Origin of the sequence: Epibacterium sp. MM17-32 (assembly GCF_022348205.1) — a bacterium.
Taxonomy (GTDB): Bacteria; Pseudomonadota; Alphaproteobacteria; order Rhodobacterales; family Rhodobacteraceae; genus Epibacterium.
The window spans coordinates 1-14,938 of the sequence record NZ_JAKRFC010000029.1; the positions used below are offsets into that span (position 1 = coordinate 1).

A 14,938-nucleotide genomic window follows, 5' to 3' on the forward strand; every position below is an offset into this window, starting at 1 on the left:
TCGATGTCGGCGCTGGTGAATTTGATGCAGTTCGTGGTCATTGCTCTTCTCCTTGTTTGCGTTGCAATGATGGTCACCTTGCAGCTGGCCAAGGCCCGGGCACACCGAAGGCGAAGCGTAGCGGAGAGGGGCAGGTGCCGGTCTTTTTGCTCCGCGAGGAATGACCCGCAGGGTCAGGGGAAAAAGATCGGCGGCAACCTTTGTGGACGGGACGACAGCTGCGACCAGCATGTCATGCAACTCAGACAAAGGGAGAAGTGCGTTGGCCGCTAAGGAAGGATGGTGAACAGCCGTCAAAGATGCCAGAGGGCGCATGTTGATGCATGGATCATAGCTGGAGCAGGCATTTTCGGATCCATGTCACTTGCCAGATTCCCGACGCACCCACCTTGCGACGACAGCGAAAACTTGCTGTGACAAAGAAGTGCTACCGGGGGTATCGTAAGAGCGAAATTTTGGACCAAATCGTTTTCGGGCACAGACAAACTAAGCCGAAGTACAAGAAGTGAGGCAAAATAGCTTTGGAACTAGAAGAACTCGCAAAGCAGTGCCAAAACTGTGCACAGCATAGCCCAGTGATAGTCTTGGGCAGCGGGGCCTCGATACCGCATGGCATTCGTGGCATGGGGGATTTGGCCGTTTGGCTCCGCGATAATGTACAGGCCGACGATGGACCGGAAGTCGATGCCTGGACACTTGTTAGAACAGCCTTGGCCGCTGGAGATCATTTAGAAGCAGCACTAGAAAACAAGCCTCTACCCGACTCCTTGGTTGTCAAGATTGTCCGAAGTACCTGGGACTTCATCGCTCAGGGCGATTATAGCCTGCTCAAATCAGCTATAAAGACCGAGACCATTTTTCCGCTCCGCACCCTATTCACAGGTTTATTCCGAAGTACAAACCGCAATATCCATGTCGTAACAACAAACTACGACCGCGTTGCAGAGTATGCAGCCGATTCAGGCGGCTACATCCACAACACGGGTTTCCTTCCGGGCTATCTGCGACGGGCCGATGGGGCGGAGAATCTGATTTTCAAACAAGGGGCCAATTTGGCGCGGACGGTCACAGTCTGGAAAGTCCACGGGTCTCTTGATTGGTTTTCAGACCCGCATGGGGGTGTGATGTCGCTACCGATGACGAGCGAGTTGCCCGATGGTTTGGTTCCGTTGATCGTCACGCCAGGTGTAAGCAAATATCAGCGGACGCACGACGAGCCCTTTCGGAGCGCGATACAGGGCGCCGATCGTGTGTTGAGTGCCGCGACCGCATTCATTTGCATAGGATACGGGTTCCGCGACGGCCATATCCATCCGAAGCTGATGACGCGTTGTCGTGTGCATGACGTTCCCATCCTTGTCGCAGCGCGCACCTTAACGCCCGAAGCCAAGGATTTTCTCAAGAACAACGCCGGGCGTCACTACCTCGCGCTCGAGAACCACGATGAGGGGACGATGGTTTACAACCGTGACAGCCCAGACGGTATTGTTGTTATCGGGGGCAAATATTGGGAGTTGCCTGCATTGAACGAATTGATTGGGTTTTAGGAGGAAGAGTTGGGCATACTTGATTTCAACGATGATGAAAGTCTCGGCAAAATTATTGCCGTCGATACTGCCACTGTGACGGTGCGAGTCGATGAACTTGAACGCCTCAAACGGATTCAGGTCAATCGGTTGACCGCGATCAGAAGCTCGAAAGCCGGGCAGCACTTAATCGGGATAGTTTCGCGCATCACACGCAAAGCAGGTGACGAAACTGCAATAGACGGGTCTGAGGAGGATCCGGAAGCCGCGCTCCCCGAAAACAACCTCGTTCGGGTCGCTCTGATTGGAACACTCGTAGACAAGGAGGGGCTGAAAGAGAACGTCTTTAAGCGCACCCTAGAGACTGTGCCCGAAATCGATGCGGATTGCTTTTCCTTGGAAGGTCAGCGCCTGACAGACTTCATGCAGGTCATTTCGCAGGTTTCCGGCGACGGCCCGCAGCTTGATCTTGGTCGCTATGCTTTGGACGAGGACGCGCGGGCCTTCTTGAACGGCAACCGTCTGTTCCAACGTCATGCCATCGTGGTCGGTAGCACTGGCAGCGGCAAATCGTACACAACTGCGCGGCTCCTAGACCAGATTGCCGGTCTTCCACAAGCCAACGTAATCTTGTTCGATATCCATGGTGAGTACCAGACCCTCGATAGCGACGAGTTTCGGCATCTACGCATCGCTGGGCCGGGGGACATTGGACACGATCGCCGACTGGCCGACGGTGTTCTACATCTACCGTTCTGGCTTCTCGGCTATGAGGCATTGGTCGCTTTGTTTGTAGATCGGTCCGATCAGAACGCTCCGAACCAAGCCATGCTCATGACGCGCTGTATCACCGATGCGAAGCGCGCAATGCTTGATCCGGGAAAACACGCCGACATTCTTGCAAATTTCACTATCGATAGCCCCGTGCCTTTCGATATCGACAGTGTCCACAAGCAACTATCTGACTTGAACGAACAAATGGTTCCGGGCGCTAACAACAAGGATAAGCAAGGACCATACTTCGACAAGCTCAGCCGCTTAATCGCGCGATTTGAAGCCAAACGAAATGATCGCAGGCTTGGGTTCATATTTCAGCCGCCAGCAGCCTGTATGGATATGGCCTGGCTGTCGGAGGTAACGCATTTCCTGATAGGCGGGCGCGGATCGCAAGCTGATGGCAAGGGTGGGATCAAGATCATCAATTTCTCGGAAGTGCCGTCCGACATCCTGCCGCTCATGGTCAGCTTGATTGCTCGGCTGATATTCACAGTCAGCCAGTGGACGCCACCAGACAACCGTCATCCCATCGCATTGTTCTGCGATGAGGCACATCTGTATATCCCGGAGCGTGCATCGTCAGAGTCAGCCGATGAGATCTCTGTCGGGATTTTCGAGAGGATCGCCAAAGAAGGCAGGAAATACGGTGTTGGACTAGTGGTTATCAGCCAAAGACCATCCGAAGTGAACCGCACCGTTCTGAGCCAGTGCAACAATGTCATTGCGATGCGGCTGACCAACGGCGACGATCAATCCGTGATCAAACGGTTGCTGCCTGACAGCCTCGGCGGGTTTGGTGATCTTCTACCGGTCCTCGACATCGGTGAGGCATTGGTGGTCGGCGATGCGAGCTTGCTTCCGACGCGAGTTGTGGTGTCCGAGCCGCGCTTCAAGCCCAATAGCGCGACAGTCAATTTCTGGGATCGTTGGAGTGACGCGGCACCAGTTGCGGGAACGGAAGATGCCGTCCTTTCTTGGCGGAGACAAAGCAATCACTAGCCCTAGGAGCGATGAAAACAGTCAACGAGTATTGCCGCACATATTATGCTGGGACGATTCTACCGACCATCGCGGTAAGAGTATCGGGCGCAAGCTTGGAAGAAATTGCATCCAACTCCAAGAGGGGCTGCGACAGGTAAGGATGAAACTTCTCCGACATTAAATTCCCAGCTCCAGCGAACAGATCGACAGGTTCGCCAGATCGAATGTGCGCTAGTACCGTTTGAAGATCGGGGGTTTCGTCCCCGGCCTCCACCATCAGAAACCCGTCATGCAGTTCGACCGAAAACCCCTCACTTCTCAGTGCTAGCGCGAGGGTTGATGTCTTCACAGTACCGACCCGCGTCGCAATGACTGATGTATGCTCGCCAATGGTGTGTAGGTTATTGGCCCTAAACCCCAGCTGTTCATAGTGAGCACGCGCTTCCTCGAGCATCATCAAAGAGACTGTATCCATGTAAGCTGGGCTGGAATCCCCCTCGAGCACGGCGAACATTCGGTCGATCACTTTGTCATGAATGTCCCCCGCATCGCCGCCGAAGACGGGCGGCACACCAGCCTTCGCGGGTTTGACGACGATGACCTTTTCACGATCATGGATTTCTTGAACAACCCAACGTCGCCCAGAGAATATTAATAGCATCCCAGGGGCAAGAACATTATCGATCGGCAGGGTTCCAAGGTCCCGCCCCTCTGCGACCAACCGGAATTCCTCAGGCGTCTGAAACACCGCATAGAAGCTGTAATGCTCAACCAGTTTTTCGCCCGCGGGTCCCAAAAGCAACAGCCCGCTGCCGACCTGTTCGATCAAGCCGGTTTCTGGGTGGCCGATTGCACGCAACACATCTGCGAAGACTTCGGTTGTGACCTTCCGAAAGGGGCCTTCGCGGCAGAGCACATTGTAGACCACGCTTGCAGACGCACCGCCGCGCTGCGCTATGACTGACAGTATCTGGTGGACGAGCGTCGAGAGATGAAGCGCCTGAGGTTTTGGAGGTTCGCACCAGCCTTCCAGCAGCAAGTCTATCATCGCGATGGACCTGATCAGGCCGAGGCGAAGACGATCCACGAAACTGCTCTCCGGCGTCAACTTGGCTTCGACAGCATACTGCCTGAGAATGGCCGGCTGTCCTTCACGCCGGCCTGATCGGCCAAGCCGTTGTCGCAACGCGGCGACGCTGAATGGCGCACCGATTTGAGCCACGCAGGTCACGTCACCGATGTCGATTCCAAGCTCGAGCGTCGATGTGCAAACGGCTGTCGTCGGTTTCGCAGGGTCCTTCAAGCGCCGCTCAACGAAGTCACGGTGTTCTCGGGAGAGGCTCGCGTGGTGGGGATAGAATTCCTGTGGCAGGTGCTCCCGTTCGCAAAGCTCCCGCAACCGATCTGCGTAAATCTCGACCCGTTGACGCGCTCCGGCGAAGACCAGGTTGTCGCTGCCTCGAAGGTGTTTGAAAAGATGTGCTGCGATCGCGTCCGTTGCGGATGGGCTGTTTTCATCTTCATCGCCGGAAAGGTAACCGCGAAGCTGAAGCTTCAATTCAGCCTCGCCGCCATCTGCTTCGATCAGCTGGACAGCGTTTGCGGCGTCAGGGCGAAGATAGGCCTTAGCGAGGTCCATGTCGCCTAGCGTAGCTGACAGACCTATCCGACGGATTGGGCGCTTTATCGCGAGCTCGAGCCGTGTGAGCAGTGAACGAAGCTGGACACCGCGTTCGCTGTCCAGAACTGTGTGCAGCTCGTCGATCACGACCGCCCGTGTCGCCCCAAACAGGCGGGCAATTTCCAAACCGCGACGAATGAAAAGCGCCTCAAGGGACTCTGGGGTTATCAGAAGGATCCCTTTTGGAGATATCAACGCGCGCGTCTTGATGGATTGCGAGACATCTCCGTGCCAGGGAACAACCGGAAGCTCTGCTTCCTGGCAGATGCCCTCCAGCCGCATGGCCTGGTCCGTGATCAGGGCTTTCAGCGGACCGATGTAGAGCAGGTCGAAGCCGGTGCCGCCCGACGGCTCGTCAAGCACCTGTGAAATCAACGGCAGGAACGCCGCCTCGGTCTTTCCGCCCGCCGTAGAAGCTGCAACGATTAAATCGGCATTGGATTCGCAGATCGTCCGGATGGATCGCGCCTGGATGTCGCGAAGTTCGCGCCAACCTTTCTGGCGTATCCATTTCTGCACAGGCCTCGCCAGTTTGTCGAACGCACTGCTCATCGGCGTCAGAGCTTGAAGCTGATCAGATCATCGTCACCGGGGTCTTGGGCACCAGTCGACTCGTCTACCTCGTTCATGTCTTCGCCGAGGTCTTCGGAGACCTCGATCTTTTCGATCAGATCGCTCCACTCGACACCGGGGTTTTGCTCAAGCACGGAAAGCAGGTTCACGAATGCCGTCACCGTATTGCGCGGGGTGCGGAAGTAAGCTTCACCGATCCGGTCCGAACAATGCGCCATGAAGGCCTCGAGCGCGTCGTCCGGCAGAGCACCGGCATCGTCCTGCATGATCCGCCGCACATTGGCCAGAAGAACGAAGAGATCTTCAGGGGTCAGGCTGGCCAGCCGGACAACCGGTCCTGAAAGGTCGACCAATCCGTCCCGCGCGAAGGTGTTCTCGGCCAAACGCGATTGAAGGGCTTCGTAGCTATAGAGCCCTCGACGGGTGTTCATCAGAAACTCCGGGGTTCCACCCATAAGGAATCCGAGGTTCTCGGCGCTACCCTGCAGCACATCGTTCAGGATCCGGAGGATCTGTTCGTAGTTTGCATTGCGGGCCTGCGACGAAGTGAGCTTGTAGAGGTTCACCATCTCGTCGAGGCCGACCAGCAATCCTTTATACCCGGCCTCGCACACGAATGCCGACATCAGCTTCAGATGGTCATAGACACTGGCGTCGTCGATGATCGTTCGCACACCAAGTGCTTTGCGCGCGTCGGTGCGTGTCGCGAACTCGCCGCGCAGCCATCTCAGGGCTGCGGATTTCAACTCGTCGTCGCCGGTCTCATGGCCTTCCCAATATCGACGGATGACTTCGGCGAACTCAAACCCTCCGGTAAGTTCTTCAAAGTGGCCAAGGCGTTCACGAATGACGGTCCCCGTGGGCAAATCCCGTTCTTCAGCATCTCGGTGAGCCTGGCTGACAAATCGCTCCACCACGCTGGCCAATGCCCCGCCATCGGGCTTGGTCCGCGTCGAGAGGTTTCGGGCCATCTCGGCATACAGCCCGCGAGCTTGTCCGCCGGTCGCGTGAATGCGCCGATCTGGCGCTAAATCCGCGAACATCACGACCAGGCCTTTCTCCAGAGCCACGAGGCGGATCAGGTTCATGAAGAACGTCTTGCCCGATCCGTACTCCCCGATGATGAACCGGATCGCCGATCCGCCATCGGATATCCGGTCCATGTCCTTGACGAGCTCTTCAATCTCTCGGACGCGGCCAACCTGAATATGGCGCAAACCGAGTTTGGGCACGACCCCGGCCCGAAGCGCCTGTACGATTGCATCGCGTTCACGTGGTTTCAACTTAGACATCCCTGCCCTCCGCACTCATCTTTTCTTTTACCGCCTCCGCAATTTCCAGAGACACGTCATATCCATCATACTCGTCGAGCAGTGCTTCGTTGTAGGTCTCAAAAGCCCATTCATTCACGACTTCCAAAGCCCCGGATGCCATCAACCCATGCGAGGCGCAGATCGTCTCGAACTCGGTTTCAGACCAATGCTCTCGAGTGACCAGTTCGAGGACAAGGGCGCCGTGTTTCGGGTCAAGCCCTACCAGCTGGCTTTGGCTGGCAGGCGCGGAGGCACCACTTTCTTCCTCTTTGACATCGAAAATCTGACCGAGGACGGACGACACGCGCTCTGTGTCCGAACGAATTGCTGCGATCCGTGAAGCGTCGAGTTTCGGTCCGCTGGCTTTTTCGAGCGCGGGTATCGCTTCGCCCGGGCGACCCGGTTGCGACGCGCGAACAGTGCGTGGACCATCCGCAACTTCGCCAGCATGCAGGTCGGTGTAGGCAAGCGCAGGATCAAGTCCCAAAGCCTTGTAGATTTTCTCGATGCTTGCGACTTCGTCGGAGTGAATAATGCCATCGGCATGTGCTGCACCGACCAGCGCTGCCCGCATAGCGGCTTGGCTGTCTTGGCCCACCTCCTTCAGTTTGCGCCGCAGAAGCGTCATGTCCGGTGGCACGGCCAGGAACCATTCAAGGTTTGCACGCAGCCTGCGGCGTTCCTGATCGCTGAGGGCCGTGGCAGAAACCTGATCTTCCAACGCCCTGCGTTCAGGCTCCGCGATGCGACCATCAGCATGGGCGACTAACGACCCAAGTGCCAATTCGATCAAGGCGCTTCGATAGCTGTCGGAAACGTCCTCCAGTCTTTCGATGGGTTCGCCCAGACGAAACAGCACAACAGGCTCCTCCGTCTTGGGCGACCGGAGCGCAAACCGAGGGTCGGGCGCCAGACCGAAACCGAGGCGCGCGAGCGCGTCGGCGGCTCCTGTCATTTGCCGTTTTCCGATCTTCTCGTTCGTTTCTCCCTCCAGTCGTCCGATCACCTCCTCAAGCGGCACCAATCCCCCGCGATCGACGATATCGCTTGCCCAAGATTTCAAGCGGTCCATTTCCTCTGATGGGAAAGCATCCCAAAGTTCAGAGGGTAGCAAGGCATGCGCTTCCACACTTCCGCGGCCGTCAGGGTTTCGGCCCAGGAAGCGACTGAGCTTGTCGAGGTCGTTCATCACCTCGTCAGCCAGCTCTTGCGCAATCTCGACCGGCTTGCGCAAGCCGGAGATGTCGGGCACGGGTTTGCCATCCACGGTCGGATTGACTGACCCCTGAAACTCGCTGGAGGCGGCGCGATAGGATGCCGTGAGTGATTTCCGGGGTTTTGTCACTTTGAGCCCATCAGGAAAACGCCGATCAAACCGCATACGGAAAAGAGCGACGAACTCGTCACGGCACCGCGTCGCGGGAGTTCTCAGATTTGTTTCCGGATGGCAGATGAACCAACTCAGCAACCAGTCAGCCGTCAGGTTCTCGCCTTTGTCGATCCGAGCTCCGATTGCGTATTTGAGTGAGAACGGAAGTTCCCAGCCCTGCTTCTCGAAAATCGGTTCGATAGCGTCGAGGTCGGTTTCGGCAAGCATCGCAATGTCGAGGAACTCACCCAAATAGCGCCTGACGGAGTGGTTGTCAGGGTAAAGTGAATGCAGCCGCCGAACTTCCTGGACGATATCCTTGGCATCTTCGTTGGACTGATCGACGAAGAAGCGACGCTCCAGCCCGTAGAAGTACAGGAACATGTATCCGGGGTTGTAGGAGGCGTCGTTGCGCCCGCTGGCCAACCAGTCGAGGTAGGTCGCCCGGCACTGAGGTGAGATATCCGCGTATCCGGGCCAGTAAGGCATACCTTCACCAGCTTTGTCGGCTCCAGAGCGCGCGACAGACAGAGACGGATCGATATAGGCTCGGCACTTGTCACGATACCCGTAGGTGTTCAGCAAGGGAGCCGTGCCGACATAGACCATCCCGCCGATGTTGCGGCCGGCGACGCTAGCTGTTTCATAAGACGGGACCCACCCGCTTTTCGATGATCGGACCGATGCGCTCGATGCCACTCGCGAGGGCTGATTTCGTTCAGCGGCCGCGGCAAGTGCCGGCGCCGCAGACTTTCCAGCCCGAACGATTTCAGCGTAGTCCTGCTTTGGTGGGGAGTAAGCCTGCACGGCAGCCGGCTGTTTGGACGCGTTGGCTTCGCGAGTTCGTTCGCGCTCACGCTCGATACGCTTGTCGTAGGCACTTGGGCGCGGCACCGGCTCAGGTCGGGGGGGTAGATTTTCGGAACTCCCCTCAGCTTGCGCCTTTGCAGCGACTTTCCGCGATCTCCGTTTTTCTTGCCACCAGACCAGAATGACGGGAACACCAAATGCAAACAACATCTGGCCGCCAATCGGCCAACCCTGAAGCATTGTGGTCACCACGACCATACATAAGAAAAAATACAGGACGAGAAAGAATGTAATTCGGAAAAACTTGATTATTGAAGACATTATCGGAACCCTCTCCGAACCACACTATTTTGCACAGCCATCTTTGCAACGACTAACGTCATGGTTGAAGCACTTCCCATGCTTTATGCTTGATTGGGCCGATGGCCACATACATCTGTTCGCACCGTTGCGGGCACACCCCTGCCCCAGTGACCGTAACCGGAACGGCCGAGATGAAGCGTTGCCACGACCATGCGACGGCTGGTCGGGCTGGCTCCGGAGGAGACGGCCGGGCCAGCGGCACGTCGCAGGGAGAGGCGGCGTTTCAGCTCGGGGAGGGCGGCTGCGCGCAGCCGACCGAGTAGGGCGCGGTCCTGGCCAAAGGGCGGGAGGGGCCAATGTTCCCCTTGAATGCTTCAACTTAAGAATCAAAAGTTACTTCAACGGCAGGGCCATTGAGACAGGCGGAACACACTTTGATTGAGCTGAAAATCGAACTGGTTGGCATCAAACCACCCATCTGGCGCCGTATCGTCGTGCCGAATGACATCAGCTTGGACATCCTGCATTCCGTTCTCCAGGGCGCTATGCCTTGGCAAGACTATCATTTGCATGAGTTCGAGATTGGCGAAGACAGGTTCGAGGCCCGCGACGAAAGTGACGACAGCTGGGACCCTACCGATGGGCGGAAGGACGAGAAGAGGTTTACTCTTGGAAAGCTGGTCAAGAAAGGCAGTCAGTTCACATACACTTATGATTTCGGCGATGGCTGGCGGCATCTCGTCACCGTTGAGAAGTTTAGCAAACCAACCGGAAGACCAGATCTGGACTTTCCCGCCTGTGTTGACGGAGAGCGAGCCTGCCCGCCAGAGGACTGTGGAGGACCCTACTCTTACGAAGAGTTTCTCGACGCGCTGACCGACAAACACCACCCGGAACATCGCGATACAAAGCAATGGGCGGGCGCGTTCGAACCGGAAGTGTTCAGCGTGCAGCAAGCCAATGCTGCCGTCGGTGCGATGTTTGTATGGGCAAAAGAACGCCACAATCGAAAGTGAAACCTGACTCTGGTTTGGCGCAGCGGCTTCGACAGGGGCACATAGCTTCGACTGTTCGATCCGAATGGCCGGATGTCTTCTCAGCCCTCCGAGGGCATCCACGCCCTGCTTTGCTGGTGAGCTTCAGAGCTGACAACCACCAGTCTCTTTGAAAATTCCAGAATTTGTCGATCCTTGACGGACTATCTCACAGGTTATCACAGAAACAAGTGGCGGCATCTTTAAAAATACATCATTATGTCGCCCATGAGTGGACAAGAACACGAAAAACTAAAGAGTCTTCTTGAGGCTGTCCCCACGGGGTTCCTCGTGGACTCCGCCTGGCTGGAGCACCACGGGATAGGTCGGCGTTCGTCCTACGGCTATGTGCAACGCGGCTGGCTAGAACGCCTAGGACGCGGAGTGTTCCGCCGTCCCGCACCAAGCAGCGCCACCACGAATACGCTCGACTGGAAGACCAGCCTGCTCTCGCTCCAGCACATCATGCACTACCCTGTCCATATCGGGGGGGCGACGGCATTGGGCCTGCAAGGCTATGCGCACTACCTCTCACTCGGCGACAAGAGCACAGTCTGGCTCTACGGCTCAAAAATCCCCAACTGGCTCGAAAAACTGCCGCTCAACACCGAACTCCGCACACGCAGCGTATCGCTGTTCTCCGATCCAGAGTTGGGTGTCAATGACGCGCGAAATAATCTCAACGAGACAGCATCGTCCCTGCCATGGGACTGGAAACTGGTGATGTCCTCGCCGGAACGCGCCATCCTCGAAGCGCTTGACGAGTTGCCGGATCAGGAGAGCTTTCACAACCTCGACATGGTGTTCGAAAGCCTGACGACGTTGCGCCCAAGAACCCTCTCGGCACTGCTCAGAAGTTGCAAGAAGATCAAGGTCAAACGCCTGTTCTTCGTGTTCGCCGACCGCCACGACCATGCCTGGCGCAAGCGTCTCGATCCGGAAGACTTCGACCTCGGCAGCGGGGATCGCGCATTGGTCAAAGGCGGCAAGATACATCCACGCTACAGGATCATGGTGCCCGAAGAGTTTGTAAGAAAGGAACGTGGTGATGGCGCGTGAAGACTATGCCGCCCAAGTGGCCCTGCTCGTACGGGTACTTCCATATGTGGCGAAGGAGGAGATATTTGCGCTCAAGGGCGGGACGGCCATCAACCTCTTCTATCGCGACCTTCCGCGCCTCTCGGTCGATATCGATCTGACCTATCTGCCTGTCAAGGACCGCGCCGACAGCCTCGTCGAGATCAACGACGCGATGGACCGGATTACCGCCGCCATCGAAGGCGGCATCGCCGGCGCCAAAGCGCAGCGAATTGCCGGCGGTGGCGGCGGCGCCACGCGTGCGCTCGCCCGCCTCGGCACAGCCGAAATCAAAATCGAAACCTCCCCCGTTACCCGGGGCGTCGTGCATGATCCGGAACAACGCGAAGTCTCCGAAGCCGTCGAGGAGGCGTTCGGATATGCGACGATGAACATCGTCTCCTTCGAGGATTTGTTCGGCGGCAAGCTACATGCGGCCCTAGATCGCCAGCACCCGCGAGACCTCTACGACGTTAAACTGCTCTACGAGAACGAAGGGTTTACCGACGAGTTGTTCCGCACGTTTCTGATCTACCTCGCGAGTTCACCACGCCCGCCGCACGAACTGCTGAATCCAAACCTGATCGATCTAGATCAGCCCTACGCGCGGGAATTCGAGGGCATGACGAAGGAAGCAGTCGACCTAACGGAATTGGTCTCAACGCGCGACCGCCTGATCGGTGATATCCAATCCCGCTTGGATGAGGGCGCGAAGAGGTTTCTGAGAACCCTGCATGACGGCGATCCAGACTTCGACGCGATCGACCGCCCTCAAGCGGCCGAGCTTCCAGCGGTCCGATGGAAGCTCATCAACGTGAACAAGCTGAAAGCAGAAAACCCCAAGAAGCATGCCGCCCAAGGGGAAGAGTTGGAGAAGCTCCTCGGCTGAAGATGGACCAGAGATGACTGATTTCGAGAACGACCCCGACTACGAAGAATGCCTTGTGACCTTTTTTGATGTCCTCGGTTTCAGGAACCTCCTGCACACGCGAAGCGGTGCAGAGATCAGGCACTTGCTTTCGATGTTTCGCAGGGTGTCCGAAGGGGATGCCACGCCGCCCACCCGCTCCGACGAGATGCGGATGATCAGCGAAGTCCATGCAGAGATCGTGTCTGACGCGATCGTAAGAACCAGAACCATTGAAACTCAGTACCAGGCTGGCCCTTTGGTCTGGGAACTCATCGATCTGCTGCACATCCAGATCGAATGCGTGGCGAACGGCATAATGGTGCGCGGCGCGATGACCATCGGCCCTATGCATCTCGGCATCGACTTCAGTGGTCCGGTGTTTGGGCCTGCCCTCGTTCAGGCTTATTTCATGGAAGAAGGCGAGGTCATCTTCCCGCGCATTGCGATCCATGAAGATGTCATCGAACGCCACCGACAGGACCAAACGCTTTGGCGGGAAGGACATTCCTATGAGGATGAAGAGCGTCACCTGAACAACCTCCTGCGCCAGGACGAGTCAGGCCTCCACTACATCGACTATCTTCGCGCCAGTCTGAGCGAGCTCGACGGCGAATACGCCGGCTGGATCGAGTTTCTGGGTAGGCACAAAACGTTGGTGGAGAGCGGTCTCGCCGACAGTCCCAACGCGACGGTGCGGCGCAAATACAGCTGGCTCAAGAACTACCACAACGCAGTCATCGACGAGAACATAGCAAACCTGGAACCGGGCGCGATGACCGAGGATGGGGACCCTTGGGAAGCTCTGTTCAGAGGGCTCAGGATCGAAGCCTGAGTTCTCTCAACAAGTCACAACTGAGAGCGTCACGAAATGTCCACGACATGCCTCACCGTTTGGCCAATACGGGGATCGCCAGCCCGCAACCATTCCTATGACCCGCCATCCAGACCTGCGTCCTCCAACTGCTCCCGCTCTGGCAGATCCGCGAGAGTCTCCAGATCAAATGCAACAAGGAACTGCTCGGTCGTCACAAATGTGTATGGCGCACCGCGGCGCGGCGATCGTGGCCCGGTCCCGATCAAGTCGCGCGCATGCAGCCGACCGATCAGGTCGCGGCTGATCTCCTTGCCGAAGATGTCCTTGAGCCCGTCGCGCGTGATCGGCTGGTGATAGGCGATGGCGGCCAAGACCGCGACGTCGAATTCACTCAGGTCGAGTAGCTGATCCTCGACATCCGCGGCGACCCGGATCGCGGGAGCGTAGGCCGCCCGCGTCCGAAACATCCAGCCGCCAGAGACCTGGGCGATCTCGAAGGCCCGCCCTTCCAGATCGGCGACGAGATCCTCGACCAACAGATCCACCGAGACCCCCTGCCCCACCACGCGCGCCAGGTCTTCGCGCGGCACCGGCGAGGCCGAGGCAAACAGCACCGCCTCGATCCGGCGCATCCATTCCCGCCAGCGCAGCTCAGGCGGCAGGTCGGCCAACTCACGGTCCAGGTCCGGCTCTGAACGATCCTTCGCCATCGCTACACCCCGTAGAGCCGAAACGTGTCTCGCCCTGTCAGCTCGCGCACCGCGCCGAGATCGACCAGTCGGTCGCAAAGCCGCCGCGCGGCGCGATCCGACAAGGGCAAGGCCAAAGGTGCCACGGCATCGCGGGTGAGGAACATCTCGACAGCGGCATCCGCTCCCTTGGCGCGAAGCTTTGGCGCAACGGCCTTTAGGTGTGCCGCCCGACGCGCGAGGTCGGCGGAGAGACGCACAGCCTCGACCGCCGATAAGATGAGTGCCCGATGACAGACGAGACGCAAATCGTCGCCCTGCTTGCGCAGGTCGGCACGTTTCAGACCCGCGGCCAACAACGGCACGAGATGATCCCAACCGAATGTTTGGGCGAGAGCCGCATCCGCGAGGACCAGCGAAGCTACGTCAGCGCGTGGCGCCTCCGTCAGCACCGCCTCCAGCACCATCGCGGCCCGAGTCACCGGCGCCCCCTTCCCTGCATTGAGCCACATCGCGATCTTGCCCGACTCGAAGGCCGGCAAGGCTCGATCCAGAGCCTTGGTCGACACCGGCCGCTCCACCGCGCGCCGCCAGGCGAGGCAGGTCTCGCCAGCCGGTCCCGGCAGATCGCCAGAACGCAACAAATGCACCGCGTCGCGCAGATCCCCTGCTCTCTCCAGGCGCCCCGAAAACGCGACACAGGCCTCCGCTGCGCGCAGCGCGAGCCGATCCCGCAACAAGGCTTGGGGCACCTCCTCGCGCTCCAGCACAACATGCAGGTGGCTCAGCGCTGCGCCCGACAAAAACGCAACATCTTCAAGGCTTTCAGCCCGCGCTGAGGTGACCCAGGCGGGCATCCGGGGTAATGTGTCGAGGTCGCTGGTGTGATCGAGCCGAGCATATGTCATGCTTGGAGCCTACGTCATCGCGGCGCTTTTCACCAGAAAATAGCGTTAGAACCGCCGCAGCCTGCAAGATCGCGCTATGTCCAATAAGTTTGCATTATCGGACATAGCAGAAAGGCGCAAGGCGGGGCGGTTTGTCGTTTTAGTTTCATGGGTGGATTCGGCCGAAATCGCCT

General features: G+C 57.9%; 11 protein-coding genes. 6 read left to right on the plus strand and 5 right to left on the minus strand.

Annotation, left to right across the window (positions count from 1 at the left end; genetic code table 11):
- Positions 1–623 precede the first annotated feature (623 nt).
- Both MHM88_RS22760 and MHM88_RS22765 read left to right on the plus strand, forming a co-directional pair.
- Positions 624–1,547, plus strand: a complete 924-nt coding sequence (locus MHM88_RS22760) for an SIR2 family protein (RefSeq protein ID WP_152460852.1) — start codon at positions 624–626, stop codon at positions 1,545–1,547.
- Positions 1,548–1,556: 9 nt separating this feature from the next.
- A complete protein-coding gene (locus tag MHM88_RS22765; RefSeq protein ID WP_084353831.1) occupies positions 1,557–3,302 on the plus strand; it encodes an ATP-binding protein in 1,746 nt (581 codons plus the stop codon).
- Positions 3,303–3,345: 43 nt separating this feature from the next.
- Here MHM88_RS22765 and MHM88_RS22770 read toward each other — a convergent pair whose 3' ends face one another.
- The 3 genes from MHM88_RS22770 to MHM88_RS22780 are packed head-to-tail and all read right to left on the minus strand — an operon-like array spanning position 3,346 to position 9,351.
- Positions 3,346–5,517, minus strand: a complete 2,172-nt coding sequence (locus tag MHM88_RS22770; protein WP_084353832.1) for a DEAD/DEAH box helicase — start codon at positions 5,515–5,517, stop codon at positions 3,346–3,348.
- A 5-nt stretch (positions 5,518–5,522) separates the two neighbouring features.
- Entirely contained in the window at positions 5,523–6,830 is a 1,308-nt protein-coding gene (locus tag MHM88_RS22775; RefSeq protein WP_084353833.1) for an ATP-binding protein, read from the minus strand.
- Positions 6,823–9,351 (minus strand): TerB N-terminal domain-containing protein, encoded by a 2,529-nt coding sequence (locus MHM88_RS22780; RefSeq protein WP_133840909.1) that lies wholly within the window; start codon positions 9,349–9,351, stop codon positions 6,823–6,825. Before MHM88_RS22780 ends, MHM88_RS22775 begins: the two co-directional genes overlap by 8 nt.
- A 416-nt stretch (positions 9,352–9,767) precedes the next feature.
- On the opposite strand from MHM88_RS22780, the gene MHM88_RS22785 reads away from it, so the two are divergent.
- From MHM88_RS22785 to MHM88_RS22800, 4 genes are all read left to right on the plus strand, one after another.
- Positions 9,768–10,349, plus strand: a complete 582-nt coding sequence (locus MHM88_RS22785; RefSeq protein WP_235866649.1) for a plasmid pRiA4b ORF-3 family protein — start codon at positions 9,768–9,770, stop codon at positions 10,347–10,349.
- A 246-nt stretch (positions 10,350–10,595) separates the two neighbouring features.
- Positions 10,596–11,426, plus strand: a complete 831-nt coding sequence (locus MHM88_RS22790; RefSeq protein ID WP_084353844.1) for a type IV toxin-antitoxin system AbiEi family antitoxin domain-containing protein — start codon at positions 10,596–10,598, stop codon at positions 11,424–11,426.
- Complete coding sequence (locus tag MHM88_RS22795) at positions 11,416–12,333, plus strand: nucleotidyl transferase AbiEii/AbiGii toxin family protein (RefSeq protein WP_084353836.1); 918 nt, start codon at positions 11,416–11,418, stop codon at positions 12,331–12,333. The genes MHM88_RS22790 and MHM88_RS22795 overlap by 11 nt, the downstream gene beginning before the upstream one ends.
- Before the next feature lie 13 nt (positions 12,334–12,346).
- Positions 12,347–13,186, plus strand: coding sequence for a hypothetical protein (locus MHM88_RS22800; RefSeq protein WP_084353837.1), 840 nt, complete (start codon positions 12,347–12,349; stop codon positions 13,184–13,186).
- Positions 13,187–13,281: 95 nt separating this feature from the next.
- Here MHM88_RS22800 and MHM88_RS22805 read toward each other — a convergent pair whose 3' ends face one another.
- Together MHM88_RS22805 and MHM88_RS22810 are read right to left on the minus strand one after the other, a co-directional pair.
- On the minus strand, positions 13,282–13,878 hold the full coding sequence (locus MHM88_RS22805) for an SMC-Scp complex subunit ScpB (protein WP_133840908.1): 597 nt from the start codon (positions 13,876–13,878) through the stop codon (positions 13,282–13,284).
- Between the two features lie 2 nt (positions 13,879–13,880).
- Positions 13,881–14,765, minus strand: a complete 885-nt coding sequence (locus MHM88_RS22810; RefSeq protein WP_084353839.1) for a DUF1403 family protein — start codon at positions 14,763–14,765, stop codon at positions 13,881–13,883.
- Between the last annotated feature and the right edge of the window lie 173 nt (positions 14,766–14,938).

What these genes read in the sequence shown, in the direction of transcription:
- MHM88_RS22770 (WP_084353832.1), bottom strand. Translation starts at nt 5,517, where the DNA reads ATGAGCAGTGCGTTCGACAAACTGGCGAGGCCTGTGCAGAAATGGATA.
- MHM88_RS22790 (WP_084353844.1), top strand. Translation starts at nt 10,596, where the DNA reads ATGAGTGGACAAGAACACGAAAAACTAAAGAGTCTTCTTGAGGCTGTC.
- MHM88_RS22760 (WP_152460852.1), top strand. Translation starts at nt 624, where the DNA reads ATGGGGGATTTGGCCGTTTGGCTCCGCGATAATGTACAGGCCGACGAT.
- MHM88_RS22775 (WP_084353833.1), bottom strand. Translation starts at nt 6,830, where the DNA reads ATGTCTAAGTTGAAACCACGTGAACGCGATGCAATCGTACAGGCGCTT.
- MHM88_RS22800 (WP_084353837.1), top strand. Translation starts at nt 12,347, where the DNA reads ATGACTGATTTCGAGAACGACCCCGACTACGAAGAATGCCTTGTGACC.
- MHM88_RS22780 (WP_133840909.1), bottom strand. Translation starts at nt 9,351, where the DNA reads ATGTCTTCAATAATCAAGTTTTTCCGAATTACATTCTTTCTCGTCCTG.
- MHM88_RS22810 (WP_084353839.1), bottom strand. Translation starts at nt 14,765, where the DNA reads ATGACATATGCTCGGCTCGATCACACCAGCGACCTCGACACATTACCC.
- MHM88_RS22795 (WP_084353836.1), top strand. Translation starts at nt 11,416, where the DNA reads ATGGCGCGTGAAGACTATGCCGCCCAAGTGGCCCTGCTCGTACGGGTA.
- MHM88_RS22805 (WP_133840908.1), bottom strand. Translation starts at nt 13,878, where the DNA reads ATGGCGAAGGATCGTTCAGAGCCGGACCTGGACCGTGAGTTGGCCGAC.